Below are 26,668 nucleotides of genomic sequence, written 5' to 3' on the forward strand. Positions count from 1 at the left end.
CAAGAGGGAGAGAGAGCCGAATGAAAGCAACACATGCAGATATCAACTGGCTGGGTGATGTAAGCGTTTTTGAAGTAAACCGCCTGAACGCATACTCGGATCATCGCTATTACCGTACTATGGAAGAGGCGAAAGCATCGGGTGCAATGGCTATGCGCTACAACCTTAACGGAACGTGGAAATTTAACTATGCGATCCGTCCGGATTGCCGCCCCGAAGCTTTTTACAAGCAGGAATTCTCCAGTGCCGGTTGGGACGATATTGAAGTGCCAGGGCATATTCAGCTCCAAGGGTACGGTCAGATCCAATATGTGAATACACAGTATCCGTGGGACGGTCTGAATGAACTTCGCCCACCGGCACTGCCGCAGGACCAAAACCCGGTAGGCAGTTACATTCGCACATTCCACCTGCCGACAGGTTGGGAGTCGAATCCGGTATATATTTCTTTCCAAGGTGTAGAGTCTGCATTCTATGTATGGCTTAACGGACAATTTGTCGGATATGGAGAAGACAGCTTTACGCCATCCGATTTTGATTTGACCCCATTCCTTCAGGACGGAGAGAACAAACTGGCTGTTGAAGTGTATCAACGCAGTACAGGCAGCTGGCTGGAAGATCAGGATTTCTGGCGGTTCTCCGGCATTTTCAGAGAAGTGTATCTGTATACTGTGCCGCCTGCGCATATTCGCGATGTGCGGGTTGTGACGAATCTGGACAAGTCTTATACCCATGGTACGTTAAACGTGGATCTCAAGCTTGAAGGTAAAGCTGCTGATGGAGCCAAAGTGAAGGCTGAACTGCGGGATGCTGAAGGCAACACGGTGAAAACATTTGGTGGGATTGAAGTTACCAATGGTCTGGTGAGTCTTCGTGAGGAGATTGGCAAAGTAAACCTGTGGAGCGCGGAGATTCCTTACCTGTATCGCCTGTACATTCAAGTATATGATGCAGCAGGCGAGCTGTTGGAAGTTGTACCTCAGGCCGTTGGCTTCCGTACATTTGAAATGATCGACAAAGTGATGCACATCAACGGTAAACGTATTGTTTTCAAAGGGGTAAACCGTCATGAATTCAATCCGCGTCGCGGGCGCGCTGTAACCAAGGAAGATATGCTTTGGGATGTTCGCACCATCAAACAAAACAATATGAACGCTGTGCGTACATCGCACTATCCAAACCAAAGCCTTTGGTATGAATTGTGTGATGAATATGGATTGTATGTGATTGATGAAATGAACCTGGAGACACATGGATCATGGCAGAAGCTGGGTGCTGTCGAGCCTTCATGGGTTATTCCTGGCGATAAACCGGAGTGGCATGACATCGTTATGGATCGTGCGGTGTCCATGGTCGAGCGGGATAAAAACCATCCATCTATTCTGATCTGGTCTTGTGGTAACGAGTCTCATGGTGGTGAAGTGATCTATAAAGTGTCTCAGTACTTTAAAACAGCAGATCCAACTCGTCTTGTTCACTATGAAGGAGTTTTCCATGATCGTCGTTTCAACGATACGAGTGACATGGAATCCCGCATGTACGCCAAACCGGCGGACATCGAGGAATTCCTGAATGCCAATCCGGAAAAACCGTATATCAGCTGTGAGTACATGCATGCTATGGGTAACTCCATTGGAGGTATGCATAAGTATACGGAATTGGAAGATAAATATCCGATGTACCAAGGCGGCTTCATTTGGGATTACATCGATCAGGCTATCTTCAAAAAAGACCGTTACGGCAAAGAGTTCCTAGCTTACGGCGGAGACTTCGGTGATCGTCCTTCGGACTATTCGTTCTGTGGAGACGGCATTGTGTACGCGGACCGCAGAGTGACTGCCAAGATGCAGGAAGTGAAATTCCTGTACCAAAACATCAAGCTGTTCCCGGATCGGGAAGGTGTGAAGATCGTTAACGATAATTTGTTTGCGGACACGTCTGAATTCGAACTGGTTTACAGTCTGGATCGTGAAGGTCACGAAGTGCTGCGTGGAACGCTGGAGGTAAACGTGGGCCCACAAAGCGAGACCATTGTGAAACTTCCACTTGATGTGGAATCTCTTGTTGGTGGAGAATATGCAGTGAATACCGCGTTTGTATTAAACGCAGCTACATTGTGGGCTGACAAAGGTGAGGAAGTTGCATTTGGGCAGTTTGTTTTCACACAAGAAGGCAAACAAACGGCTGTAGCTGTGGATCAAAATCGGGTGAGCAATATACAAGTGGTTGAAGGTGACGTAAACATCGGTGTTCGCGTTGGTCAAACCCATGCTTTGTTCTCCAAGCAATTTGGAACACTGGTTTCCCTGAAATTCTCTGGACGCGAAACCATTGCGATTCCGCCGGCACCACTGTTCTGGCGTGCAACGACAGACAATGACAAAGGTACAGCGATGGGCTTTGAGCTTGGCGCATGGTATGCTGCCAGCCTGCTGCCGCGCCTTGTAGAATGGAAGCATGAACAGAAACCGGATCAATACCGGATTGAGTTCACTTACAAGCTCAACATCTCCGCAGATGTAGAGGTGAAAGTGATTTATACTGTGCTTGCAGATGGTAGTGTGCATGTGCATAACACGTACAAAGGCACCGAGGGCCTGCCAAACCTGCCAATCCACGCTCTTTCGTTCAGAACGTCTCCAGACTATGAAAATGTGGAATGGCTGGCGATGGGACCGGAAGAAAACTATGCGGACCGCGCATTTGGCGCTCGTCTGGGTATCCATGACAGCAAAGTAACTGATACCGTTGCTCCATATCTTGTACCGCAGGAGTCGGGCAACCGTACGGGTGTACGTTGGGCCAAATTGACCGACAACGCAGGACGCGGGTTCAAGATCGAAGCTTCAGGCGCGCCGGTTGAACTGAATGTGTCACCATATACAGCGTTTGAGCTGGAAAATGCGCAGCATGTGTATGAATTGCCACCCGTTCACTACACAGTAGTGACCGTTGCTGGCAAACAAATGGGTGTTGGCGGTGACGACAGCTGGGGCGCTCCGGTACATCCGGAATACCAAATCCCTTCCAATGGTGAGCTGAGCTTCGAATTTGTCATCCGTTCATTATAAGAGAAAGGTTAATAAAACTTGGTGCACAGTCTTATATATCAAGTCTGTAAGCCATAGTTTGTAGCAAAAGCTGAAGCAGAGGTTACTCGATGAAGAGGGCCTCTGTTTTGTTTTATTTTGAATAAAGGAGAGAGTAGAAGAGTGAAGCAGGCAGCGGAGTCTATGTATGGTTGAAACCGTTCTCGTTCGGTTCTCGTAATGTACAGAAACAAAGAGATGAGGGAGGGGACAGGATGAGCAGAAAGGCAAAAACAGGGATGTGGCTCACGGTGCTGGCTGTTATGGGCATTATTGTTGGATCATTTATCTGGTATTTCAACACCGCTTCTGGAGAGCGTGCACTCAAAACGATGAGATCCAATAATACCGGAGGGCTGGAGCGTGTAGTGAAGGTGTACAGCAGCTCAGGTGAGCTGATCCAGACCTATGAAGGCAAGATCGATGTGCAGGATACCGAGTATGGCAACAAGGTACTTTTTGACCTGAACGGTAAACGTATTGTGATCTATAATGCAACGGTTGTAACGGAAGAGAAGTAAAGCAGTAAAGAGAATTGAGAGATAGATGCAAAGTGACGAGTGTTCGGGCGGTCCAGAGCAAGGCCAACCAGCTTGAGGAGACATATCTCTACTTCTGTAGTGAAATTAAGGAAAAAGATTGAGAAGTGAGTGATACAGAATGATGATTTTCATGGTTGCTCTCGCAATATTAGGCATGTTTGCTTTTTATAGTTTGCTTGCTTATTTTTTAATCCGTCTGATATCAAAAAAAGGGTTTAAAGTGACGTTGACGAAATACGAAATTTTAGAAATTATGACTTGGCTTGCTTTGATATTTATTGTATTTTATAGCATTAAATCGTGGTCATCTTTTACAATCTTACCGGCTGTCTTACTTGTCATAACATTAAAAAATATGCGCATTTCAAATCGGAAGTACAGAGAACGCATTAAACGGGAATTAGCTTGAATTGTCGTGGATAAGGAGGGCCATGCTGTGATTCTGGGCAAAACAACAGATACGTCAGGACTGACCAAGGTAGCAGAGCTATCAGATGAATTACAGCCTGTTTTTGAAAGAGCGGCCGAGAAGTATGCTTTGTGTGATATTGAACTGTACTTTGTATTCCGCTGCCTGCCTGATGAATACGGACGCAAATCCAGCGTCAGGCATGTGAAGGCGGAGAAGGTCATCTATTTTGATCAAACGGTGAGTGAAGACCGGTACAAGAACTGGAGCGTAAGCAAACAGCGACATGCCTTAAGCCATGCGTTTTATACATGTTTGAGTGAAAAGATGAAGAAGTACAAGATAGAGCATTTGAATACTGAGGAATTTATTGCTGATATGGGTGTTTGGCTCAAGGAGATTGGATGGTTGCAGACGGAAGAAGAAGCTGAGCAGGGTGAGTTGGACGAGAAGTATGGACCTTGAACATCTGTATTGTGGAAATCGGGCGAGAATGAAACGCACAGCTACCCATGAGGTAGAGTTCGAAATACCATTTTCAGCGAATGTTTCATGCAGTAACTGGTGTTACCGTGACCCAATACGTGAGAAATAGGCGGCTTACGCTTGCGGCACAGGATTTAGTGGGAACGAATTGTAAAGTCATTGATGCTGCGCTGAAGTACGGTTATGACAGCCCGGCGGCTTTTACGAAAGCATTTCAAAGAATGCACGGGGTAACACCGCTTGAAGCCAAGAAAATGAATGTGAAACTTAAAGCTTTCCCTCGAATCTCCTTTCAAATTCAGGTTAGAGGGGAAACAGAAATGAATTATCGAATGGTTGAGGAAAAAGGCTCTACTGTATGTGGAAAAAGTGTTATCGTCCATGAGGATGCGTACAAAGAGATACCTGGATTTGTGGAGGGAATTTGGAAAGATGGTACTCATGATCAGATTAACAAGCTTGTAGGGAGACAGGCTGGCGCATTGCTGTATGGTTATCATTTTGACTTTGATGAGGATGGTTCAAAACGTTATTTAATGGGAGCAGAAGTGCCAGATGGTATTCAGGTCCCTGATGGATTTACCGTTCTTCATTTACCTGGTCAAACTTATGCGGTCTTTGACAGTCGCGGGACGATGACTGAAGATGTCGATATTGATTTAAGTATAATGAATATCTGGAAACGTATCTACACCGAGTGGTTTCCGTCAACGAGTTTTGAACAAGCGGAAGGACCATGTATCGAGAAATATGAATGGGTTGATGATCAGCATCAAGATTTCATCACTGAAGTGTGGATTCCAGTTCGTAAAAAGTAGATCATATTAAATGATTCAGGAAATGATCAGCAACCAACGTTCCAACAACAAAAATAGGCCCTCTTTCGAGGGCCTATCTTTCATGGGAGAGGAGAAACCGGACGAAGAGCTTATGGGGAAACGTAAGTCTTCTCCGCGGTTGTCTACGACACTTGTGATGTCGATAATTATAGAATCGCCCGATTGTTTCCTTTTTATACATATCCGTCAACAATTACGTCATCAATTTTCTTGAGCAAAGTCAGACGGACTGTTTTTCAAACTGAACCTGATTGTGGTACGATAGCTTTATCAATAAACTTACATAGAGAGAAAAGGTGACTCATCAGTGAGAGTGGTATCTGGGAGTGCGAAAGGCAGACCGCTGAAGGCTGTTCCTGGCACAGGGACGCGGCCGACCACCGACAAGGTGAAGGAAGCGTTGTTTAGTATGATTGGCCCGTATTTTGAGGGCGGTACAGCATTGGATCTGTTTGCAGGCAGTGGAGGTCTCGGGATTGAGGCGCTGAGCCGCGGCATGGACAAGGCTGTTTTTGTTGACTTGGAATCGAAAAGTATTGAAGTGATCCGTGCAAATCTGAAGGCAACCAGGCTGGAAGATCAAGCGGCCATATACCGGAATGATGCCAGTCGTGCATTGAAGGCGCTCGCCAAGCGAAGCACACAATTTGATCTCGTATTTCTGGATCCGCCCTACCGTATGAAAAATGGGGATGAGTTAATGCTTACAATGCACGAACTGGATCTGCTTGAACCGGAAGCGACCATTGTGCTTGAATATGAATCTAAATATCATTACCCTGAGCAATTCGGCCCGTTTGAACAAACGCGCAAGGCATTGTATGGGGAGACAGCTGTATCCATCTATCATTATGCACCTGCTGCAACAACAGAAGATGGAGAACCTAGCACAGCGGAAGAGGAGGCTCCTCATGAGTGAAATGATACATCGTCAGGAACGAATTGCCGTATATCCAGGGAGTTTTGATCCGGTAACCATGGGCCATCTGGACATTATTGCCCGCGCGTCAAAACAGTTTGATCGCGTCATCGTGGCTGTATTGAATAATATGAGCAAAAATCCATTGTTTACGGTGGAAGAACGCAAGAGTCTTATTACGGAAGTCACGAGTCATCTGCCTAATGTGGAAGTGGACAGCTTCCGTGACCTGACGGCTAATTATGTACGGCAAAAAGATGCTCAGGTCATTGTCCGCGGGATCCGCTCGGTGACGGACTTTGAATATGAGCTTCAGCTGGCTTCAACGAACAGCAAGTTAAATCCGGATGCGGAAACCATCTTTATGATGACCAATCCGAAATATTCTTATCTGAGCTCCAGCATCGTCAAGGAAATTGCCCACTACCACGGAGATGTCACCGATCTGGTCTCACCTGAAGTGGAAGCTGCGCTGCGTCAGAAAATTAGCGAGAAAACCGGCGGTTAAACCAGAAGGTCAGCCCGGACAGGCTGATCATGACGGTGAGCAGCATTGCCAGACCGATACAGGCAGTAGGGAAACCACTCCAGACTGCTTCGATGATGTCGGAGGTGTTCATGTCTGCCAGGGACTGCTTGGTTAAGAAGGGTGCCCAACCATTGTCCGGATTTGTCTGAAACGTGGCCAAGACCTCGGAGCTGTAACGGCTGAATGGCAGCCACAGCAGCAAGCTAATGAAAAATGCAACCAATGCATGAAGAAGCCGGATCCCAGCAAAATACAACATGGACGTTGTGGTAAGCCCCGCAGCTTTTAGCACGGCCGAGACTTGCAGATGAGAGGAAAGACCTCCCCAACCGAGGACAGCTGCAAGCAAAGATATTAGCAGAACAGGTGTCAGTGAGCTCTGACTCAGGTGATACGTTCCCAGATGGAGCTCCAGCAGTGAGGGCCAAAAAGCAACTGAAGTACCGGGGGTGATATAGAGGGTGAGCAGCCGAACAAACACGGCGAACACAATCATATATCCTCCGGTCATCATTAAAGTTTGTACAGCTTGGGAGACCGTGTCACCAAGCAATTTGCCGAACCCGCGCCCATCACGTTCCTGCGCTTCGCGGGCTGCAAGCATCATTTGCGACCATAGGCTGCGCTTTTTGAGTGAAGCAGCGTGGCTCGCAGATGTGAGTTTTTTTGGTTCGGAAACAACCTTATTACGTTCCAAATCAGCTGATGAAATGGCGATTCGGGTACTTTTTGATTTCGTAGGCAGAAGACGTACTCCGATCATGTTGGCGATCCAGCCACTAACCCAGTGAACGATCAGAAGGAAATATCCGGCAGCAGGCTGATGGAGAAAAGCTGCACCTATGACAAGGATAATCATCAACGGATTGGCGAAATGAGCTGCTGCTGCCACCATCCCCGCCTGTTTGGCGGTAATTTGTTGATCCTGCACTAAGCGGGATGCGGTATCCGCTCCTGCCGGAAAACCGCCGCACATGCCGACAGCAATAGCCAGTCCGGCTTTGCCCGGCAGACGGAACCAGCGTTGCATCAATGGCCCAACTAGGACGCCAAACGCGTGGGTAAAGCCGAACGCAGTGAGCATTTGGGATAACATCAGGAATGGAAGCATGGCCGGAAAGATGACTTTCCACCAGATGTCCAAACCTTGAATAGAGGCATCGAATGCATCTTTTGGAGATACAACTACTGCCACTACCAGCAATAAAGCGCCGGTGCTCATAAGCACCGTTCGTAACGGTCCAGAGCCCGTAACTTCGCTCTGCATTGTCATTGTTTCACCTCATATGGATCGTGCCGCATACACTCGGCCGGAATTTAGTTATGGACGGCCGAATGACGTCCGTGGACGCTTCGGCCTTGACCGGATAAGCGGCTGTAAACAGCGGCCTATCCGGCCTGTACCATTGTATGCAAAAGCATGAGAGTGTTAGACTTATAATTATTGAAAGAAACGCAAAGAACGGGGGCTCATGCAATGAATCGGATTCGGAAATCTGGCGGATTCAGAGCTTCGATCTTTGTGATCGTGGTGGCTCTAGTCGTCTATGTGGCGGTGTATATGCCAACACCATATATCATTTATATGCCTGGCAGCGCCGACGAGGTAAAACCCATGGTTACCGTGAAAGAGGGGGATAGGGAAGAACGCGGTGTGTTTATGATGACGACTGTGTCGGCAACATACGCCAATGTGTTTTTGCTGGGTACCTCCTTGTTTAATCGAAATGCACAAGTGGATAAAAAAGAAGATCGGCTGCGCGGTAAAAGCGAAGCCGAATATTCTGCCGAACAGGTCTGGTTCATGAGTGATTCACAATCCTCCGCCATGGAAGCAGCGTATGAGCAGGCGGGAGTGAAATACTCCATCGTTCCTGAGCACATTTTTGTATTTGGGCTGTCCGAAGACCCCAAACCTAAGGGAGATATTGAGCCCGGTGATATTATTTTGGGGGTAGACGGAACGGCAACTCCCGACAATACGGTGCTGTCTGAGCAGTTAAAGAACAAAAAGGTCGGAGATACGGTTGAGATGCAGTTGGAGCGAGGCGGGGAGACCATCAGCCGCGACGTTCAACTGATTGAAGTGAAAGACAGCAAAACGGGTGAAACTCGCCCGGCATTGGGTGTCATGATCGGTGCGGTACAGAAGGTGAAAGCAGAAGATCCGGATAAACAGATATCTTTCACGGATACTCAGGTAGGCGGCCCATCTGCCGGACTGATGTTCACTCTGGAGATTTACAATCAGTTAACCCCTGGAGATTTGACGAAAGGTCATCGGATTGCGGGCACGGGCACCATTAACAAAGAAGGTGTGGTTGGCGCAATTGGTGGCGTTGTGCACAAAATTGTTGCGGCAGATCGGAAAGAAGCGGAGTTTTTCTTTGTGCCGAAGGACAATTATAAAGAAGCCGAAGCCAAGGCTAAGCAGATTGGTACCAAAATGAAACTCGTTCCGGTCAGCACGGTGGATGATGCGCTGGCTTATCTGAAAACCTTGTCTGTCAAATCCTAAAACGATCATTGTCACGACCTTAGAATGGTTGAATAAATTTGAGGATGATATGAAATCCCCCCTATTGCACACCGAATCGGTGTGCAATAGGGGGGATTTAGTTTGAGTGATCGATATAATTTAACGCATCATCAACAGAATCTGATTAATGTTATCCGAGCAGATCGGGATTGCATCAAACCGTATGCAGCTGTTGGCTCCCGCAAAAAATGGCTGAGTCGATACAAATGGAATGGACAATGTTGAGGTTTTGTGCCTGTTTAACCAGTAGGGATGTGACTAAATGCTGAGTTAGAGCCTTACAGGTGGTTCATAGTAATCGCTGTACATCATGCGTGTATCCATGTATTCGCAAGCGAGTGCGTATGCTGCCTGTGCTTGTACATCCATCTCCAGCTGATGATGGGTGAAGGTAGATGGTTTCAGCAGAACAGGCAGAGTAGCTGTCTTTTTCAATTGTTTCAAGAGGCTCTGTCCCTGTGCATTAAAGCCAAGCACCCGAAGATATGCCGGACCTTCGGCCAGTTTGACGGGCGAACATTCGGCCTTGGCATGATTCAGCAGGATATGGGTTAGCATGCGCTGCAGCTTGGTGTGTGTGTAGCGTTTCGTTTTGAGCGCGTTCAGCAGCGCCTCGACTGTAGCCTCCGGCAGATGAGCGAGCGTGCGGCTCAGCCTGTGTTCAAGCCCTTCCGTGACTTCGGCGATCTGCTCCAGCTCGGAGGCACGGCGTGTGGCCGCGATGTGCAGCAGCGGCTGTGCAAAGCGCTCCCAGTGCACGGGAGCGCGCCCTTCCTGCCATTCGCGCTGCAGAATGGCAAGGGTTGCCGCCGGCACGTATGGCGCGGCGGCTTCGGGCCCGTCCGCCATCAGCAGGCGGCGGACGGCGGTTGCACTGGCGATCGCCCCCGGTCCGGGCGTCGCCTCATGATACGCGGCACCGGTACGCGCCGCTGTAAAGGGCCTGATCGCGCTGCCCAGACGTTGCAGCGCGATCAGGTAGTGCAGCCCAAGCGAATTGTTGGGCTGCCCCAGCAGTGCAGCGGCGTCGTCGGCATCGACGCCGCCAGGCGCCAGCGCTGCCGCCGCACCTGCGTACGCGGCGGGGTAGCTGGCGCCTTCCCGCAGGCGGCGCGCGATATCCTCGCGCAGCCCTGCGGGCTCCACAGCCAGCACGCGCGCAATGCGCTGCAGGCTGTCCAGGTCGCCGGACTCGCTGCCGAAGCAGAGCGAGTCCACAACGCCTGTGCGGTGCAGCAGCGACACCGCACCATAGGCGAACCACTCGGCCGGTTGTACTGCATAGGCAACCGGCAGTTCAAGAACCAGATCGGCGCCAGCATGCAGCGCCATCTCAGTGCGGGCCCTTTTGCCAACGATGGCGGGTTCGCCGCGCTGAAGGAAAGGGCCGCTCATCACGGCCACAACGGCGTTTGCTCCGCTGAGCCGTCTGGCCTCGCTCAAATGGTAGACATGGCCGTTATGCAGGGGATTATATTCAACAATGACGCCTACGGCTGGGCTCATTAAACGTACTCCTTTCGATTGAGATGAAGGGGTAAGTAGTACATGTGGCTGTAGATAATCTTCATCATCAAGCTGTGCTGGTATCTTTAAGTAAACATTTGATACATATACTATCATTTTAGACCATGCTGTTTCTTTCCTTCCATCATAGGTGATGACTTGTGGTAGATCAAATCATGCATTCCTTCAAACAAACGAAGAAGGCATCAATCCAACATCATCAGATGTCAGACTGTGCCTTCGAGCATAGACAATTTATTGTTTGAATTTTGGTCAAGATGGTGGGGGGCTATCCAACCGTTATACATTTTCTGGTGAAGGAGAAAGGCTGGCCTTGGGTCCAAAAAATTCATAATGGATTCTGTCTGCTGCGACCCCAATGGCCTCAAGCTCCGCATACGCTGCTCGCATGAACGAAGCCGGACCACACAGATAATAAGTGGCATCCAGTTCATCAATCACCTGACGAAGCCAGGCTTCATCCAGATAACCTTCCTTGTGGAAATAATCGTTTTCACGATCAGAAGCAGCGGGTTGTGTGTAACAATAGTACGCTTTAAGGTTATGGTTACGTTCTGCCAGAAGGTTCACATGATCACGGAAAGCGTGGGTTTGGCCATTTGAACTTGCATGAATAAATGTAATTGAACGATTGTCGTTTAAGTCTGCCAGTGTATTTAACATGCTAATTATGGGTGTTAGGCCGACACCGCCACTTAAAAGCACAACAGGAGTGTCATCTTCCATTTTCAGCGTGAAGTCGCCAGCAGGGGCGGATAACTCCACCAGACTTCCTTCTGCGATATGATCATGGAGATATGTGGAGATAACTCCGTCAGGACGCTCCATCACAGCATGTTCACGTTTAACGGAAATGCGATAATACGGTTTACCCGGGGCATCGGAAAGGCTATACTGACGAATCTGGGTATATGCCTGACCTTCTGGTTGAAGTCGGATACTGATATATTGGCCTGGTTCATAGCTGGCAATGGGCAGACCATCCTCCGGAACGAGGTAAAAAGAAGTGATGACTTCACTTTCCTGCACTTTCTTGGAAACCTTGAAAGTACGGAACCCTTCCCAGCCGCCGCTTTGGTTCCCGGCCTCAATGTACATATCCTGTTCAAGTCCGATAAAGGCATCTGCAATCACACTGTAGGCTTCGCGCCATGCCGTTATAATCTCATCGGTCGCTGCGTCTCCAAGTACATCTTGGATTGCCTGCAGCAGGTATGTGCCTACAATCGCATATTGTTCAGGGACAATGCCGAGGCTGCGATGTTTATGTGCAATCTGTTTTACAGCGGGCAGGATCGAGGACAGATTATCAATATGAAGGGCAGCGGTGTATACCATATTGGCCAGTGCGGCTTGCTGTCGTCCTTGCTTCTGGTTAGCATGGTTGAAAATATTCAGTAATTCCGGATGAGCGTTGAACATCGTTTTATAGAAATGCCGTGTTATGGCTTCACCGTGGACTTCAAGAACGGGTACAGTAGACTTGATCACTTGAATGGTATGTGGACTTAACAAAATATTCCCTCCCGATAATGTATAAAATAGCTGAAGAATAGGTCAGTGACGGGCTGAGCGTGCTTTTGTTCTAAGCAAGTATAGGCAGGGAATTTGGAGCTTCGTGTGATATAGATCACACTAAAGATTAACGAAGTGTGACCAGAATGGCATGCAAAATGCATGACTTGTAGTTTATCTGGTAGTAAGCCTATAATGTATCAGAGATTGGATGCGGCTTAGAATCGTCATTTTAAAAAGGGTGTAAAGTTAAAAGTGTTGACAAACGTCTTGAGAAATCGGTATAATGATTTTTGTTTGTTAAGTCAATTTCATAATACTTTTAACGATGAATCGTCAGAATACATACAGGCGGGAAAATGATGATCTTCAACAGTCAGACTTGATCTGTATAACTGTCGTGATGCGTATGACTTGAATTATGAAATTGGTTTCGTTTGGAGTGATGGGAAATGTTAATGCCATTTCGTAAAGTGGCTACCAGTGACCGTCCCTTGCAGTTCAAGGAACAGTGGGATATTAAGGAACTGGTTTCTAACCGACAGGATATCACAGCCGTTACCCCGCTGACCGCAGATTTATCTGCAGAGTACAGAGAGGGCGACGTTGTGGATGTTCATGGCCAGCTGACAGCAGGGGTGGACATGTTGTGCTCCCGGTGTCTCAAGCCAGTTAATGAACATTTTCATATTGATTTTCATGAGCAATTCAAGCAGGGGAAACAGCCAGAGGATTTGCCCGAAGATGACGATACTTTCTATGTGGATGAAGAAAGCATTGATCTGAAGGCTTATGCCGAGGAAGCTTTTCTGCTGGATCTTCCGTTTATACCGCTATGCAGCGATACATGCAAAGGGTTATGCCCCAAGTGTGGCCATGAGCTGAACGAAGGTGACTGCGGTTGTGATAACCAAGTTATCGATCCGCGGCTTGCAGGGCTCAAGGATTTTTTTAAATGAGCATGAGTGAAAATCGAACAATGTAACAACTACCTGCAAAGGTTGATTTTGATAAGGAGGTGGGAATAATGGCAGTACCTCAACGGAGAACGTCCAAGACGCGTCGCGACAAACGTCGTACTCACTTTAAATTGGCTGTACCGGGCATGGTGAAATGTGAACAATGTGGCGAACTTAAACTTAGTCACCACGTGTGCAAAGTGTGCGGAACGTACAAAGCAAGAGAGATCATCTCTCAATAATAGCCAGACATCAAGTAGCACTTCATTTCGATGAGGTGCTACTTTTTTTGGACAATATCATCACAAGAATAGCAAATTCCTCCTGTATTCTATCTTCTTGAATATTGTTTAATACATGTTTTTGATATACTTAGTAAGGCATGGCACGGGTTGTGTTCGGCAATGTGGAGCCGCGCTGTGCAAGGCAGGACTGTTTTTGTTTAGCCAGCCTTTCTTTTTGACACGGGATGAGATATACTATAGTTTAGTACCAGGTTCTAAGATTTGACGTTACATAAACATGAATTATGATTCGTGTGAGAATGCCCTGCTGAACAGGGATGCAACTATAGAAGCAATGTGAAAGAATCTAGAACTGACCTGATTGGGCGGTTCCTTAAACGATACAGCGGGGGGTGTCAGGCATCGAACGTGTACCGAAGAGACAGAGGCAGCAGCAGTTAACCAAAATGATCGAAGACAACCCGTTTGTGACGGATCAGGAACTTACACGCCAATTGAAGGTGAGTATTCAGACGATTCGTCTCGACAGACTGGAGCTTGGGATTCCCGAGTTGCGGGAGCGAATGAAACTGATGGCGGAGCGTTCCTATGATCAGGTGCGATCCTTGCCCCTTCATGAGATTATCGGTGATATTGTGGACCTGCAATTGGACAAGAGCGGGATTTCCTTGTTTGAGATTAAGGAAGAGCATGTATTTTCGAGAACGGGCATTGCTCGGGGGCATTATGTTTTTGCACAGGCCAACTCGTTGGCTGTTGCCGTTATTAATGACGAGATCGCGTTGACGGCATCCGCAGACATTCGTTTTGTCCGTTCGGTGCATTTGTCCGAGAAATGCATTGCGAAGGCTTATGTGCGATCGATCTCAGGTCAAAAGGGCAAAGCCAAAGTGGAAGTATTCACTTATGTGGGTGAAGAAATGGTGTTTCAAGGCAACTTTGTAATCTACCGTTCAGGTGGAGAAGACAGCGTAGAAGGAGGACATTCGGGATGAAAATCGTCATTGATGCCATGGGGGGCGATAACGCACCTGCGGCAACAGTAGAAGGTGCGATCGCCGCGGCTACGGAATGGGCGGATACACAGATCGTCCTGGTCGGCGATGAAGCCAAGCTGGAACCTCTTCTGAGTCAGTCAGGCGCCAAACCTGCTAATCTGACTATTCGGCATGCTTCCGAAGTAATCGGTTCGGATGATGAACCGGTCAGGGCAGTTCGACGCAAGAAGGATGCCTCCATGGTGGTTGCAGGTCGCATGCTTAAAGAAGGCGAAGCAGATGCCATGATCTCTGCAGGCAATACCGGAGCGCTGATGACAGCCGGCTTGCTTGTCGTTGGTCGGATGGAAGGCATTGAGCGCCCGGCTCTTGCGCCCATGATTCCAACGATTGATGATGTGGGTGTACTTGCGCTTGACCTTGGTGCGAATATGGATGCCAAACCGGAACATCTCGCACAGTACGGTTTGATGGGAAGCTTGTATCGGCAAAAAGTGCAGGGGATCGCGTCGCCAAGAGTGGGTCTGCTCAATGTGGGAACGGAGCCGGGTAAGGGGAATGAGTTGACCAAACATGCCTATCCTTTGCTGGAGCAACTTCCGATTCGTTTTGTTGGTAACGTGGAGGCCCGTGACGTGCTTACAGGTGCGTGTGACGTGCTTGTATGTGATGGGTTTGCCGGAAATATATTGTTAAAATCGCTTGAAGGCACAGCAGGTGCCATTTTCGCTCTGCTTAAGGATCAATTCTCATCGTCGCTCAAAAGCAAACTGGCTGCTGCTGTACTTATGCCTGAGCTGCGCGGTTTGAAAAGGAAACTGGATTATACCGAGCACGGTGGTGCACCACTCCTCGGTTTGAGCAGACTTGTGGTGAAAAGTCATGGATCGGCTGATGGCAATGCTATCAAAAATGCTGTGCGCCAAGCACGGATTGCAGTACAGAACCAGCTGGTAGAGAGCATATCTAAGGAAATTAGCGGGAAGTGAGTGACGACATGAATAATTTGCGCCCGGTAGGGGTTATCGGTACAGGTAAATATGTACCTGAGAAAATTTTGACAAACAGCGATTTGGAGAAAATGGTTGATACGAACGATGAGTGGATTGTCAGCCGAACAGGGATCAAGGAGCGCCACATCGCTGCACCGGATCAGGCAACCTCCGATCTGGCATACGAGGCAGCCATCAAAGCACTTGAATCTGCTGGCATGACGGGCAGTGACCTTGATCTGATTATTGTGGCGACTATTACACCGGATTCCTCATTCCCTTCTACTGCTTGTATTTTGCAAGATAAGCTTGGTGCCAAGGGTGCTGCGGCATTTGATTTGTCTGCTGCCTGCTCGGGATTTGTATACGGTCTGGCAACAGCAACAAGCTTTATCCAAAGCGGCATGTACAACAATGCACTTGTTATTGGTGCAGATTGCTTGTCTCGAATTACTGACTATACCGACCGTAATACCTGTGTGCTGTTTGGTGATGGCGCGGGCGCGGTTATTGTTGGTGAAGTGCCAAAAGGCCGTGGATTTAAATCATTTGATCTCGGAGCTGAAGGCGCGGGCGGAAGCCTGCTTCAAATGGAGGGCGGAGGTTCACGTCTGCCTGCATCCGTAGAAACAGTTGAGAACAAAAAACATTATATTTACATGAATGGCCGTGAAGTGTTTAAATTTGCAGTACGGGTGATGGGTACAGCGACAATCGAAGTACTGCGCAAGGCTGGCCTGGAACGTACGGACGTGGATCTGTTTGTTCCTCACCAAGCCAATATTCGGATTATCCAATCTGCAATGCAGCGGCTTGAGCTTCCAGAAGAGAAAGTTGTAGTCAATGTGGATAAATACGCCAACACATCTGCAGCCTCCATTCCGCTTGCTTTGGTAGAAGCTGCTGAAGAAGGCCGCATGAAAGCCGGAGATACCGTGCTTATGGTTGGTTTTGGTGGCGGTTTGACGTGGGGCGCATCGGTACTCGTTTGGTAAATTAGACAGCTGGGAGAGATGAATTGGATGGGTAAAATAGCATTTGTATTTCCCGGACAGGGATCGCAGACTGTGGGCATGGCCAAGGACGCATATGAGTCTGTGCCTGCGGCAACAGAAATTTTCCGTACAGCCGATGAGACGCTGGGTTTCTCGCTGAGCAATCTTGTTTTTGAGGGACCAGAGACCGAGTTGAAACAGACATCAAATACGCAACCGGCTCTGCTGACAGCAAGTATTGCATTGTTTGAGGCTTTTAAAGAAAAAGGAATTCAGCCTGATTATATGGCTGGACACAGTTTGGGTGAATACAGTGCACTGGTCGCGGCGGGCGTTCTTTCGTTCGCGGACGCGGTAAGCATTGTGCGGGCACGCGGTCAATATATGGAACAGGCTGTTCCTGGTGGACAGGGTGCGATGGCTGCGGTATTGGGTGCGGATCGGGAAGCGCTGGGGGTGCTTTGCCGGGACGTATCCGAAAGTGGTCATGCCGTTGAACTTGCCAACATCAACTGTCCGGGGCAAATCGTGATTTCCGGTGTGAAGGAAGGGGTAGCTGCTGTCGCCGAACGGGTTAAGGAAGCGGGCGGCAAACGTGCCATCACACTTGAAGTAAGCGGTCCGTTCCATTCTTCCTTAATGAAGGATGCGGCAGAGAAGCTGGCTGAGAAACTGCAAACTGTTTCGTTCTCATCCGGGTTGATCCCTGTAGTCGCGAATGTGACTGCAAGACCTGTAGAGGACGGTAAGGTTCAGGAATTATTGACGGCTCAGGTCTATTCTCCGGTTTTATGGGAAGACAGTGTGACATGGCTTATTGAGCAAGGTGTGGATACCTTTATCGAGATTGGTTCTGGCAGTGTGTTAACAGGTTTGATTAAAAAAACAGATAAAACCGTTAAACTGTACAATGTAAACAGTCTTGAGACGCTCGAAGCAACGGCAGCTGCACTAATTTGATTAACAAGGATTAGATTTGGGGAAAGGAGGAATGATTATGTCTAAACCATTACAAGGTAAAAATGCGCTCGTTACCGGTGCATCCCGTGGTATTGGGCGCAGTATTGCGCTCGCTTTGGCCGAGGCTGGCGCCAACGTGGCCGTGAATTATGCGGGCAGCCAAGCGGCAGCTGAGGAAGTAGCGGAAGCGATTCGCGCCAAAGGAGTTCAGGCCATTACGATTCAAGCGAATGTGGGCCAGATGGACGAAGCTGAGCAAATGGTCAAAGCTACGATTGAAGCGTGGGGTAACGTGGATATCCTTGTCAACAATGCAGGGATTACCCGTGATAATCTGATCATGCGCATGAAAGAAGAGGAATTCGATCAGGTGATCGAAACCAATCTCAAAGGGGTGTTTAACTGCCTTAAGGCGGTTACGCGTCCAATGATGAAGCAGCGGTCTGGTAGAATCATCAATATCTCCTCTGTTGTGGGTGTGCTCGGAAATGCTGGACAAGCAAACTATGTCGCTGCCAAGGCAGGGGTCATCGGTTTGACGAAAGCATCTGCACGTGAGCTTGCCTCCCGCGGCATCACAGTGAACTGCGTTGCACCAGGATTTATTGAGACCGATATGACGAAGGAATTGTCTCAGGAGATCGTGGACAACATGTTGAATGGTATTCCGTTAGCCCGTCTGGGCCAGCCGGATGAAATTGCCGGTGTTGTCACGTTCCTGGCTTCAGAAGCTTCATCTTATATGACAGGGCAGACACTGCATGTTGATGGTGGTATGTACATGTAATTCTTCCCGGACTTGAACTATAGTCGGGGAACAGGCGCTGGACGATCCGAAATGCCGGAAAAAGGCCGGGTTCCCCGGCCGGGAGCCGCATATGTCTTCTATGGCATTTTGCCTGCGATTCTCGTATAATACCAAGGAGGAGGTGAACCGGATGTCCGATGTATTGGAGCGTGTAAAACGCATCGTCGTCGACCGCTTGGGCGCAGACGAAGCTGAAGTTACACTTGAAGCATCTTTCAAAGAAGATTTGGGTGCTGATTCTTTGGATGTAGTGGAATTGGTCATGGAATTGGAAGATGAATTCGATTTGGAAATCTCTGATGAAGATGCAGAAAAAATTACGACCGTAGGTGAAGTTGTAAACTACATACAATCTCATACCTAAAGTCAATTCAGTCCCGCACCTGTTTTCGAACAGGCGGGACTTCTCATCATTCATTGGTTTTTCTCATTCCGCATGCGGCGCTGGTCAAAAAGGATCTTAGGGTCCTGCTTGGCTAGACGTCTGCTTGCGGATATTCCCACAAAATACTTGCGTAATGCAGTCGATATAGAGGTGAGTCGGTTTGAAACAAAGAGTTGTAATTACCGGAATGGGCGTAATGACATCGCTCGGAAAAGATTTGGAAACGTTCTGGGGCAGTTTAATGGCAGGCAAGTCCGGAATCTCTCAGATTGAGGCATTTGATGTAAGTGAATACACCACTCAAATTGCAGCCGAGATCAAGGATTTCAACCCGGAAGAATACATGGATCGCAAAGATGCACGTAAGATGGATCGCTTTGTTCAGTTCGCTGTAGCAGCTGGCTTCAAAGCCGTTGAAGACAGTGGATTGAAAATTGACGAGAACATTGATGCCGAGCGTTTTGGTGTGTCGATCGGATCGGGTATCGGTGGATTGGGTACTTGGGAGGACCAACATAATGCATTGTTGCAAAAAGGTCCCAAACGTGTAAGCCCGTTCTTCATTCCGATGATGATCTCCAACATGGCCTCAGGTCAGATGTCGATTTCTCTCGGGGCGAAAGGTCCTAACATCAACGTGGTAACGGCATGTGCTACAGGAACCCACTCTATTGGCGATTCCTTCAAGCTGATTGCAAACGGTGATGCGGATGCGATGATTTGTGGCGGTGCGGAAGCAACTATTAGACCAACCGGTTTGGCTGGTTTCTGTGCAATGCGTGCCATGTCTACACGTAATGATGATCCGGCCAAGTCGAGCCGTCCTTTTGATACTGAACGTGACGGGTTTGTTATGGGCGAGGGCGCGGGTATTTTGATTCTTGAATCCCTTGAACATGCTCAAAAACGTGGTGCTCGCATTTATGGCGAAGTGATTGGTTACGGTCTCACTGGTGATGCACATCACATGACGGAGCCTGATCCGGACGGAGCAGCTCGTTGTATGAAGATGGCTCTGCGTAATGCTGGAATTGAACCAGAAGAAGTGGATTATATCAATGCACACGGTACATCAACACCTGTAGGTGACAGATCCGAAACGCTTGCGATCAAAAAGGCCTTTGGCGATCATGCGTACAAGCTTGCGGTGAGTTCCACCAAATCAATGACAGGTCATATGCTTGGTGCTGCTGGTGGCGTGGAAGCCGTAATCTGCGGATTGTCGCTGACACATCAGACGCTTGCTCCAACAATCAACCTGGAAAATCAGGACCCGGAATGTGATTTGGATTATGTGCCGAATGTTCCGCGTCAAACTAAAGTCAATATTGCCATGTCCAATTCATTTGGTTTCGGCGGTCACAATGCCACCATTATTCTCAAAAAATTTGAAGCATAAGGGGCTAGTTCGTTTGAGTGAAGATCTGAAGCAGTTACAACACAAACTTCAAATCAAATTTGACAACCGGCAGCTTTTAAAACAAGCGTTTACCCATGCTTCCTATGTAAACGAACACCGGTTCAGTCAGCATCAGGATAACGAACGTCTGGAGTTTCTGGGCGATGCGGTACTGGAACTGACTGTATCGGAATACTTGTATCACTTGTTTCCTAACCGGCCGGAGGGTGAGTTAACTAAGCTGCGGGCATCCATTGTCTGCGAGCCTTCCCTCGTCAAATTTGCTGAAGCGTTGGGTTTTGGGCAGTATGTACTTCTTGGTAAAGGTGAGGAACTGACGGGAGGACGAACTAGACCGGCTTTATTAGCGGATGTGTTTGAATCTTTCATCGGTGCATTATATCTGGATCAGGGATTGGCGCCTGTCCGGACATTTCTGGATCAGCATGTATTTCCGTTGATCGTTCTGGGCAGTAAGCTGCAGATGAGCGATTACAAAACGGAATTGCAGGAACTCACTCAACATCACAATATGGGAGCTCTGGAATACCGTATTGTTGAGGAACGGGGCCCTGCCCATGAACGGGAGTTTGTCTCCGAGGTCCATATGGGACAAGAACGGCTTGGCAGAGGTACGGGACGTTCCAAAAAGGAAGCCGAGCAGCAGGCTGCATCTGCAGCACTGGATCGACTGAAGCTTCCGGAAGCCTGAGCTTTACCGTAAGCGCATAGACAAACGAAGAGCAAAGAGCAGCCCGCGGGTCCGCCTGGCGGAATTTATCGGCCGGACTGCTTTTTGCTCTTTTTTTTGTAAGGAGGATCAGGATTTGCTTTTTCTGATTGGTCACTAGGCGCGGAATGCAACATTTGAAATTTGCAAGAGGAGGTGACGGGAAACCCTATGTTTCTGAAACGGATTGAACTGGGTGGATTCAAGTCATTCGCCGACAAAACGGAATTGGAATTCGTTCGTGGTATAACCGCTGTTGTGGGCCCGAACGGAAGTGGAAAAAGTAATATTTCCGACGGCATACGTTGGGTTCTTGGGGAACAAAGCGCCAAATCACTGCGTGGCGGCAAGATGGAAGATATCATTTTTGCCGGCAGTGATGCACGTAAGGCTGTTAATTATGGTGAAGTTTCGTTGACGCTGGATAACGAAGATCATGCGCTTGCTTTGGATTTTGGTGAAGTAACGGTGACGCGTCGTGTACATCGCAGCGGAGACAGTGAATATTTTATCAACAAGCAGTCGTGTCGGTTGAAGGATATTACCGAATTGTTTATGGATACCGGGATCGGCAAGGAAGCTTACTCGATTATTGGACAGGGACGAATTGAAGAGATTCTGAGTACCCGTTCAGAGGATCGCAGGGGGATCTTTGAAGAGGCATCAGGTATTGTTAAATATAAATCTCGCAAACGGGATGCTACTCGCAAACTGGATGAGACGGAACAGAATTTGTTGCGTATTCATGACCTGGTGACCGAGCTGGAAGACCAGATTGGTCCGTTAAAGGAACAATCGGAGAAAGCGATCCACTACAAGGAATTGCGTGGACAGCTGAAGTCACAGGAAATCTCCATGTATGTATATCAGATTGAACAAATTCACGCTTCCTGGAGCAAAGCAAACCAACGACTTGAATCGTTGAAACAGGAAGAAGTCGGATTGGCCGCCATCGTCTCCACTCATGATGCCAAGCTGGAAAGTGACCGGAATGCACTGCGGACGCTGGAAACGGAGACCGAACAGCTGCAATTGGCCTTATTGCAATTCAGTGAAGCAACGGAGAAAAGTGAAGGGCTCGGGGAACTGCTTAGGGAGCGTTCGCGTCATCTGCAGACGAACCAGGAACAGCTTAAAGTGACGCTTGCAGCGAGTGAAGAAAGACATCGGGAGCGTGAGGCCGAGTTACTTGCATTACGCGAAAAGTTTGCCAAGCTTGAAACGGAATTGAGTGACGTAAGAAACCGCCTATCGGAAGAAGAGGCCAAGCTTATCGGTGTCACTGGCGGCATTAGCCAACAGCAGGAGGAGAGCCTTAAGGGAAACTTGCTGGAACTGATGAATCAGATGGCTCAGACACGAAATGAAATTCGTTACGCGGACCAACAGAAAGAAACGCTGGAACGGCGAATGAATCGCGCGACTGAGGAATCCGGCAAGTGGGAAGGCCAGAAGGAAATGCTGGAAGCCCGCAAAAAGGAGATCGAGAAAAAAGTCGTTCGTTTAGGCAAGGAAATCAGTGATCTGCGCGGTGGATATATTACGGAAAGTGAACGTCTCCAATCGTTGCAGAAGCTGCTCGAAGAAAGCCGGGGAACGGTTCGTAAATGGGAGCAGAAGCGTGAGGCTCAGGTCTCCCGTCGCGATACAATGAAAGAGATGCAGGATGATTTTGACGGTTTCATGCTGGGTGTCAAAGAAGTTCTTAAGGCATCACGCAAAGGCACACTGAACGGGGTTCATGGAGCCGTTGCAGAGCTCGTTAAAGTGCCTGAGAAGATCGAGCTTGCGGTAGAGACAGCGATGGGCGCTTCCCTGCAGCATGTTGTCATGGAGAATGAATCGGTTTCCAGACAGGCAATCGCTTTTCTGAAACAACGCCAATTGGGCAGAGCTACGTTCCTCCCGCTGGATGTTATTCGTGCACGTACCATTGGCGCGGGTGAACGTTCGATGATTGAAGGCATGGATGGTTTTGTGGGAATTGGTGCGGACCTTGTACAATATGACTCCCGTTATGCTGCGATCATTGGAAGTCTGCTTGGAAATGTCATTATTGCTGAGAAGCTGGAGGATGCCAACAAGATCGCAGCTCGCTGTCAATATCGTTTCCGGGTCGTAACCCTGGAAGGCGATGTGGTTAACGCGGGTGGTTCCATGACTGGTGGTAGCCAGCACAAGAAAAATGGTAGTCTGCTCAGCCGTAAACGGCAGCTGGATCAGCTGGATCAGGATATTTTGGATACTGAAAATCAGATCGTAAAACTGCATCGCAGTGTGGATGATATAAAAGCCCAACTGGAGCAGTGCCAGGATAAGCTGGACGAGCTGCGTCAGTCCGGAGACGACACCCGGAATGCAGAACAGCAGGCTTCAATGGAAATGAAGCAGGTTGAGCATGAACTGCGCCACGTACTGGAACAGGTTGCCGTAGCCGGGCAGGAGAAGAGCGGGTTTACTGAAGAAATCAAAGAGATGGATACAGCCCGTGATGTCGCTGTGAAGAAGCTGGAGCAGCTTGAGGAAGAAGAGAAGGCGACCCATCGTGCCATTCATGCCGCAGAATTCGCGCGTAAAGCGAATGAATCTGCGAAGGAGGAATTGCAGACCCAGCTCACCGAACTGAAAGTGCGAGAGGGGAAACTGGATCAGGAGCGATTCTCTAACGAGGAGCAATTGCGGCGTCTGGAGCGTGAAGTGGATTCACTGGTGAAGGATTTACGCCAAAATCGCACGCTGCTGGCCTCCATGGAAGCCGATCTGAAGAAAACAGAGACTGAGAGTGTCAAACAGATTGAGGATCTTAACCAATACAAGCTGAAAAAAGCGGAATCTGCACAGGAGCTGGACTTCAAGCGTGCGGCCCGAAGCGAGCTGTCGAAGAAGCTTGAACTTGCCGAGAGTGAAACGAAGGAACAGCGCACACAGCTCAAAGCTGTGGAGGAGCAGATGCGCCAGACGGAGATTTCCGTCAACAGACTTGACGTTGAGTTAGAGAATATTTTGCGCAAGCTGATGGATGAGTATGAACTTGGCTATGAACTTGCCAAAGAGCGTTATCCTGTGCCGGAAGATGTGGAAAGCACACAGGCAGAGGTGCAGAAGCTGAAGCGCAGCATTGCAGCTCTCGGTGACGTTAACCTGGGAGCCATCGAGGAATTCCAGCGGGTTAACGAGCGGTATGAGTTCCTCAGCACGCAGAAGAATGATCTGGTCGAAGCCAAAACTACGTTGTATCAGGTTATTCGGGAAATGGAAGACGAGATGGCCAAACGATTCAAGGCGACGTTTGATGCGATTCGCCGGGAGTTCGGTACCGTCTTTACCAAGCTGTTTGGCGGAGGACGCGCTGATCTGGTCCTGATGGATCCTGAGCGATTGCTGGAAACAGGCATTGATATCGTCGCTCAGCCCCCAGGCAAGAAGCTGCAAAACCTGCAGTTATTATCCGGTGGAGAACGAGCGTTGACTGCGATGGCATTGTTATTCGCTATTTTGCATGTTAAACCCGTGCCGTTCTGCGTTCTGGATGAAGTCGAAGCAGCGCTGGATGAAGCCAATGTGGTACGTTTTGCCCAATATTTGCGTGAGTTCTCTGAACAAACACAATTCATCGTGGTTACCCATCGCAAAGGCACAATGGAAGAGGCGGATGTGCTGTATGGTGTTACGATGGAAGAGGGTGGAGTATCCAAGCTCGTTTCGGTTAAACTGGAAGATGAGGAGGCAGTCATTGCCTGATCTTGGAGCAGTTGTCAGAGATGAACTCATCTAAATATCATTTAAACCAAGAAATGTACACGATGGAGGGGCTTTATGAGTTTTTTTAAAAAGCTGAGAGACAGCATTGCAAGCAAAACGGAGTCGGTTACCAAACAGTTCAAGGACGGGTTGGAAAAGACACGTAAAGGCCTTGTGGAGAAAGTGTCGGATCTCGTTATTCGTCGCAAAAAAATTGACGAGGAATTCTATGAAGAACTGGAAGAGATTCTGATTGGAGCCGACGTAGGTGTCAATACGGTCATGAAACTGATTGAGGATCTGCGTGATGAAGTCAAAAAACGCAAAATTGAGGATGCAGCTGAACTACAGCCTGTGTTGTCTGAAAAATTGACGGATTTGCTCCGCGGCGAGCAGAACAATGAACTGAAAATGAATCCGGATGGCATCACGGTCATTTTGTTTGTTGGTGTTAATGGTGTTGGTAAAACAACAACGATTGGTAAGCTGGCCCATCGCTTCAAACAGCAGGGCAAAAAGGTCATTATGGCAGCAGGCGACACGTTCCGTGCCGGAGCGATTGAACAACTCGAAGTATGGGGACAACGTGCCGGCGTGGAAGTCATCAAGCAACAATCAGGTTCTGACCCTGCCGCTGTAATGTATGATGCGGTACAGGCTGCGAAGCAACGGGGTGCTGATGTATTGCTCTGTGATACAGCGGGCCGTTTGCAAAATAAATCCAACCTGATGGACGAGCTCAACAAAATCTATCGTGTCATTCAACGTGAGATTCCGGAAGCACCTCATGAAGTATTAATGGTGCTGGATGCAACTACAGGCCAGAATGCGCTCAATCAGGCCAAACTCTTCGGAGAGAAGAGCGGGGTAACCGGGCTGGTGCTGACGAAGCTGGATGGTACGGCCAAAGGTGGTATTGTTGTTGCAATTCGTCAGGAGTTGGATCTGCCTGTGAAGCTGGTCGGACTTGGTGAGAAAATTGACGATCTTCAGCCATTCGACTCGGAGCAATTTGTGCATGCGTTGTTTGCCGGACTGATCCAGGAACAGCCAGCTGAAAGTGCTGAAGAAGAGGAAGCTAATTCCTAGAACCAATTAATAGGATGAAATAATAGCGTTAACCGTATTTGCCAGTGATAGACGTGATAAGTGTCACGTGTAATGTCACTGGCAATACGTGTATAATGGGAATAAAGAAGGCAAGGCTAAAGGGCTAGAAAGGACGGTTGAAATGGCCAATACCTATACCTATTCCCGCCGTGAGGAAGTCGCCAATGCGATAACTCATGGAATCGGTGCTGTACTCAGTGTAGCTGCACTGGTGCTGTTGATCGTATTTTCGAGTATGAAAGGTACGGCTTGGCATGTGGTTAGTTTCACGATCTACGGGATCACCATGCTGCTGCTCTATACGAGCTCTACACTCGTGCATGCATGGAAAGATGGAAAAATGAAAGATTTATTTGAGATTTTCGACCATTCGTCCATTTATCTGTTTATTGCAGGGACATACACACCGTTTTTGTTTGTCGCAGTTCGAGGAACACTTGGCTGGAGTCTGTTTGGAGTGATCTGGGGCATTGCGTTAGCGGGGGTTATCTTTAAAGCCTTTTTCACCAAGAAGTTTCTGTTCATGTCCACGATTTTCTATATAGCGATGGGCTGGCTCATCGTCATTGCCTGGCAACCACTAGTCGCTGCTATTCCTACAGGTGGAATCGTGCTGCTGGTCACCGGAGGACTGATGTATACGTTAGGTACGCTATTTTATGTGTGGCGTGGCTTTCCGTATCATCATGCGATCTGGCATCTGTTTGTGCTCGCAGGCAGTATCCTTCATTTCTTTGCGGTATTAGTGTACTTGACGCCTCTTCGCTAGGTCGCAGTAGATAGCGTAAAACGAATTGGCTCCATCTGTGGAGACCCATTCGTTTTTTTTGTTCTATAAAAAGAATACAGCAGGCCGTATTCTACTGTAGGGGAATGTGTAGAGCAATGGCTATGATCAAGTGTGTAGGGAAGAAATATGAGCGCAAAATGGACGTTTTTATTGTGACAAGTA

General features: G+C 48.5%; 25 protein-coding genes and 1 pseudogene. 23 read left to right on the forward strand and 3 right to left on the reverse strand.

What is annotated here, in order from left to right:
• Positions 1-20: 20 nt before the first annotated feature.
• From MHB49_RS12035 to coaD, 8 genes and pseudogenes are all read left to right on the forward strand, one after another.
• Positions 21-3,071 carry a glycoside hydrolase family 2 TIM barrel-domain containing protein gene (locus MHB49_RS12035; RefSeq protein WP_405156271.1) on the forward strand — a complete coding sequence of 1,017 codons (3,051 nt, stop codon included), beginning with the start codon at positions 21-23 and terminating at the stop codon, positions 3,069-3,071.
• A gap of 233 nt (positions 3,072-3,304) precedes the next feature.
• The gene (locus MHB49_RS12040) at positions 3,305-3,610 is read left to right on the forward strand and encodes a hypothetical protein (protein ID WP_405156272.1); all 306 of its coding nucleotides are present in this window, start codon (positions 3,305-3,307) and stop codon (positions 3,608-3,610) included.
• 139 nt (positions 3,611-3,749) lie between these two features.
• Positions 3,750-4,040, forward strand: coding sequence for a hypothetical protein (locus MHB49_RS12045; protein ID WP_405156273.1), 291 nt, complete (start codon positions 3,750-3,752; stop codon positions 4,038-4,040).
• A gap of 27 nt (positions 4,041-4,067) precedes the next feature.
• A complete protein-coding gene (locus tag MHB49_RS12050; protein ID WP_405156274.1) occupies positions 4,068-4,505 on the forward strand; it encodes a hypothetical protein in 438 nt (145 codons plus the stop codon).
• 71 nt (positions 4,506-4,576) lie between these two features.
• Positions 4,577-4,768, forward strand: a pseudogene (locus MHB49_RS12055) (helix-turn-helix transcriptional regulator); the annotation flags it as partial.
• A 12-nt stretch (positions 4,769-4,780) separates the two neighbouring features.
• Entirely contained in the window at positions 4,781-5,344 is a 564-nt protein-coding gene (locus MHB49_RS12060) for a GyrI-like domain-containing protein (protein ID WP_405157114.1), read from the forward strand.
• 328 nt (positions 5,345-5,672) lie between these two features.
• On the forward strand, positions 5,673-6,284 hold the full coding sequence (gene rsmD / locus MHB49_RS12065) for a 16S rRNA (guanine(966)-N(2))-methyltransferase RsmD (protein ID WP_405156275.1): 612 nt from the start codon (positions 5,673-5,675) through the stop codon (positions 6,282-6,284).
• A 1-nt stretch (position 6,285) separates the two neighbouring features.
• Positions 6,286-6,792 carry a pantetheine-phosphate adenylyltransferase gene (gene coaD / locus MHB49_RS12070; RefSeq protein WP_090807427.1) on the forward strand — a complete coding sequence of 169 codons (507 nt, stop codon included), beginning with the start codon at positions 6,286-6,288 and terminating at the stop codon, positions 6,790-6,792.
• Here coaD and MHB49_RS12075 read toward each other — a convergent pair.
• Complete coding sequence (locus MHB49_RS12075; RefSeq protein WP_405156276.1) at positions 6,770-8,086, reverse strand: nucleoside recognition domain-containing protein; 1,317 nt, start codon at positions 8,084-8,086, stop codon at positions 6,770-6,772. The two genes, coaD and MHB49_RS12075, sit on opposite strands and share 23 nt — an antisense overlap.
• A gap of 204 nt (positions 8,087-8,290) precedes the next feature.
• Between MHB49_RS12075 and MHB49_RS12080 the strand changes: the two genes are divergently transcribed.
• Positions 8,291-9,331 carry a SepM family pheromone-processing serine protease gene (locus MHB49_RS12080; protein ID WP_405156277.1) on the forward strand — a complete coding sequence of 347 codons (1,041 nt, stop codon included), beginning with the start codon at positions 8,291-8,293 and terminating at the stop codon, positions 9,329-9,331.
• Positions 9,332-9,433: 102 nt separating this feature from the next.
• The gene (locus MHB49_RS12085) at positions 9,434-9,577 is read left to right on the forward strand and encodes a hypothetical protein (RefSeq protein WP_405156278.1); all 144 of its coding nucleotides are present in this window, start codon (positions 9,434-9,436) and stop codon (positions 9,575-9,577) included.
• A gap of 45 nt (positions 9,578-9,622) precedes the next feature.
• On the opposite strand, the gene MHB49_RS12090 is transcribed toward MHB49_RS12085, so the two are convergent.
• Entirely contained in the window at positions 9,623-10,858 is a 1,236-nt protein-coding gene (locus MHB49_RS12090) for a nucleotidyltransferase (RefSeq protein ID WP_405156279.1), read from the reverse strand.
• A gap of 300 nt (positions 10,859-11,158) precedes the next feature.
• Positions 11,159-12,394: an NO-inducible flavohemoprotein gene (gene hmpA, locus MHB49_RS12095; RefSeq protein WP_405156280.1), complete on the reverse strand. Its 1,236-nt coding sequence runs from the start codon at positions 12,392-12,394 to the stop codon at positions 11,159-11,161.
• A gap of 452 nt (positions 12,395-12,846) precedes the next feature.
• Between hmpA and MHB49_RS12100 the strand changes: the two genes are divergently transcribed.
• The 13 genes from MHB49_RS12100 to MHB49_RS12160 all read left to right on the forward strand — a co-directional run bounded on the left by MHB49_RS12100 (position 12,847) and on the right by MHB49_RS12160 (position 26,485).
• On the forward strand, positions 12,847-13,353 hold the full coding sequence (locus MHB49_RS12100) for a DUF177 domain-containing protein (RefSeq protein ID WP_247902129.1): 507 nt from the start codon (positions 12,847-12,849) through the stop codon (positions 13,351-13,353).
• Positions 13,354-13,421: 68 nt separating this feature from the next.
• The gene (gene rpmF / locus MHB49_RS12105; RefSeq protein ID WP_017689233.1) at positions 13,422-13,595 is read left to right on the forward strand and encodes a 50S ribosomal protein L32; all 174 of its coding nucleotides are present in this window, start codon (positions 13,422-13,424) and stop codon (positions 13,593-13,595) included.
• Positions 13,596-14,044: 449 nt separating this feature from the next.
• Entirely contained in the window at positions 14,045-14,593 is a 549-nt protein-coding gene (gene fapR, locus MHB49_RS12110) for a transcription factor FapR (RefSeq protein ID WP_247903116.1), read from the forward strand.
• Entirely contained in the window at positions 14,590-15,585 is a 996-nt protein-coding gene (gene plsX / locus MHB49_RS12115) for a phosphate acyltransferase PlsX (protein WP_247902130.1), read from the forward strand. Before fapR ends, plsX begins: the two co-directional genes overlap by 4 nt.
• Positions 15,586-15,593: 8 nt before the next feature.
• The gene (locus MHB49_RS12120; protein ID WP_405156281.1) at positions 15,594-16,583 is read left to right on the forward strand and encodes a beta-ketoacyl-ACP synthase III; all 990 of its coding nucleotides are present in this window, start codon (positions 15,594-15,596) and stop codon (positions 16,581-16,583) included.
• A gap of 27 nt (positions 16,584-16,610) precedes the next feature.
• Positions 16,611-17,543 carry an ACP S-malonyltransferase gene (gene fabD / locus MHB49_RS12125; protein ID WP_405156282.1) on the forward strand — a complete coding sequence of 311 codons (933 nt, stop codon included), beginning with the start codon at positions 16,611-16,613 and terminating at the stop codon, positions 17,541-17,543.
• A 37-nt stretch (positions 17,544-17,580) separates the two neighbouring features.
• Positions 17,581-18,330 carry a 3-oxoacyl-[acyl-carrier-protein] reductase gene (gene fabG, locus MHB49_RS12130; protein ID WP_247902132.1) on the forward strand — a complete coding sequence of 250 codons (750 nt, stop codon included), beginning with the start codon at positions 17,581-17,583 and terminating at the stop codon, positions 18,328-18,330.
• Between the two features lie 151 nt (positions 18,331-18,481).
• Complete coding sequence (gene acpP / locus MHB49_RS12135; protein WP_024630176.1) at positions 18,482-18,715, forward strand: acyl carrier protein; 234 nt, start codon at positions 18,482-18,484, stop codon at positions 18,713-18,715.
• A 181-nt stretch (positions 18,716-18,896) separates the two neighbouring features.
• Positions 18,897-20,135, forward strand: coding sequence for a beta-ketoacyl-ACP synthase II (gene fabF / locus MHB49_RS12140; RefSeq protein WP_247902133.1), 1,239 nt, complete (start codon positions 18,897-18,899; stop codon positions 20,133-20,135).
• A 13-nt stretch (positions 20,136-20,148) separates the two neighbouring features.
• Positions 20,149-20,847, forward strand: coding sequence for a ribonuclease III (rnc, locus tag MHB49_RS12145; RefSeq protein ID WP_024630178.1), 699 nt, complete (start codon positions 20,149-20,151; stop codon positions 20,845-20,847).
• Between the two features lie 189 nt (positions 20,848-21,036).
• Positions 21,037-24,606, forward strand: coding sequence for a chromosome segregation protein SMC (gene smc / locus MHB49_RS12150; RefSeq protein WP_405156283.1), 3,570 nt, complete (start codon positions 21,037-21,039; stop codon positions 24,604-24,606).
• Positions 24,607-24,681: 75 nt separating this feature from the next.
• Positions 24,682-25,695, forward strand: coding sequence for a signal recognition particle-docking protein FtsY (ftsY, locus tag MHB49_RS12155; RefSeq protein ID WP_090993444.1), 1,014 nt, complete (start codon positions 24,682-24,684; stop codon positions 25,693-25,695).
• Positions 25,696-25,837: 142 nt separating this feature from the next.
• A complete protein-coding gene (locus MHB49_RS12160; RefSeq protein ID WP_247902136.1) occupies positions 25,838-26,485 on the forward strand; it encodes a hemolysin III family protein in 648 nt (215 codons plus the stop codon).
• Positions 26,486-26,668: the final 183 nt, after the last annotated feature.

It is taken from the genome of Paenibacillus sp. FSL K6-0108, from assembly GCF_045040695.1.
Taxonomy (GTDB): domain Bacteria; phylum Bacillota; class Bacilli; order Paenibacillales; family Paenibacillaceae; genus Paenibacillus; species Paenibacillus pabuli_B.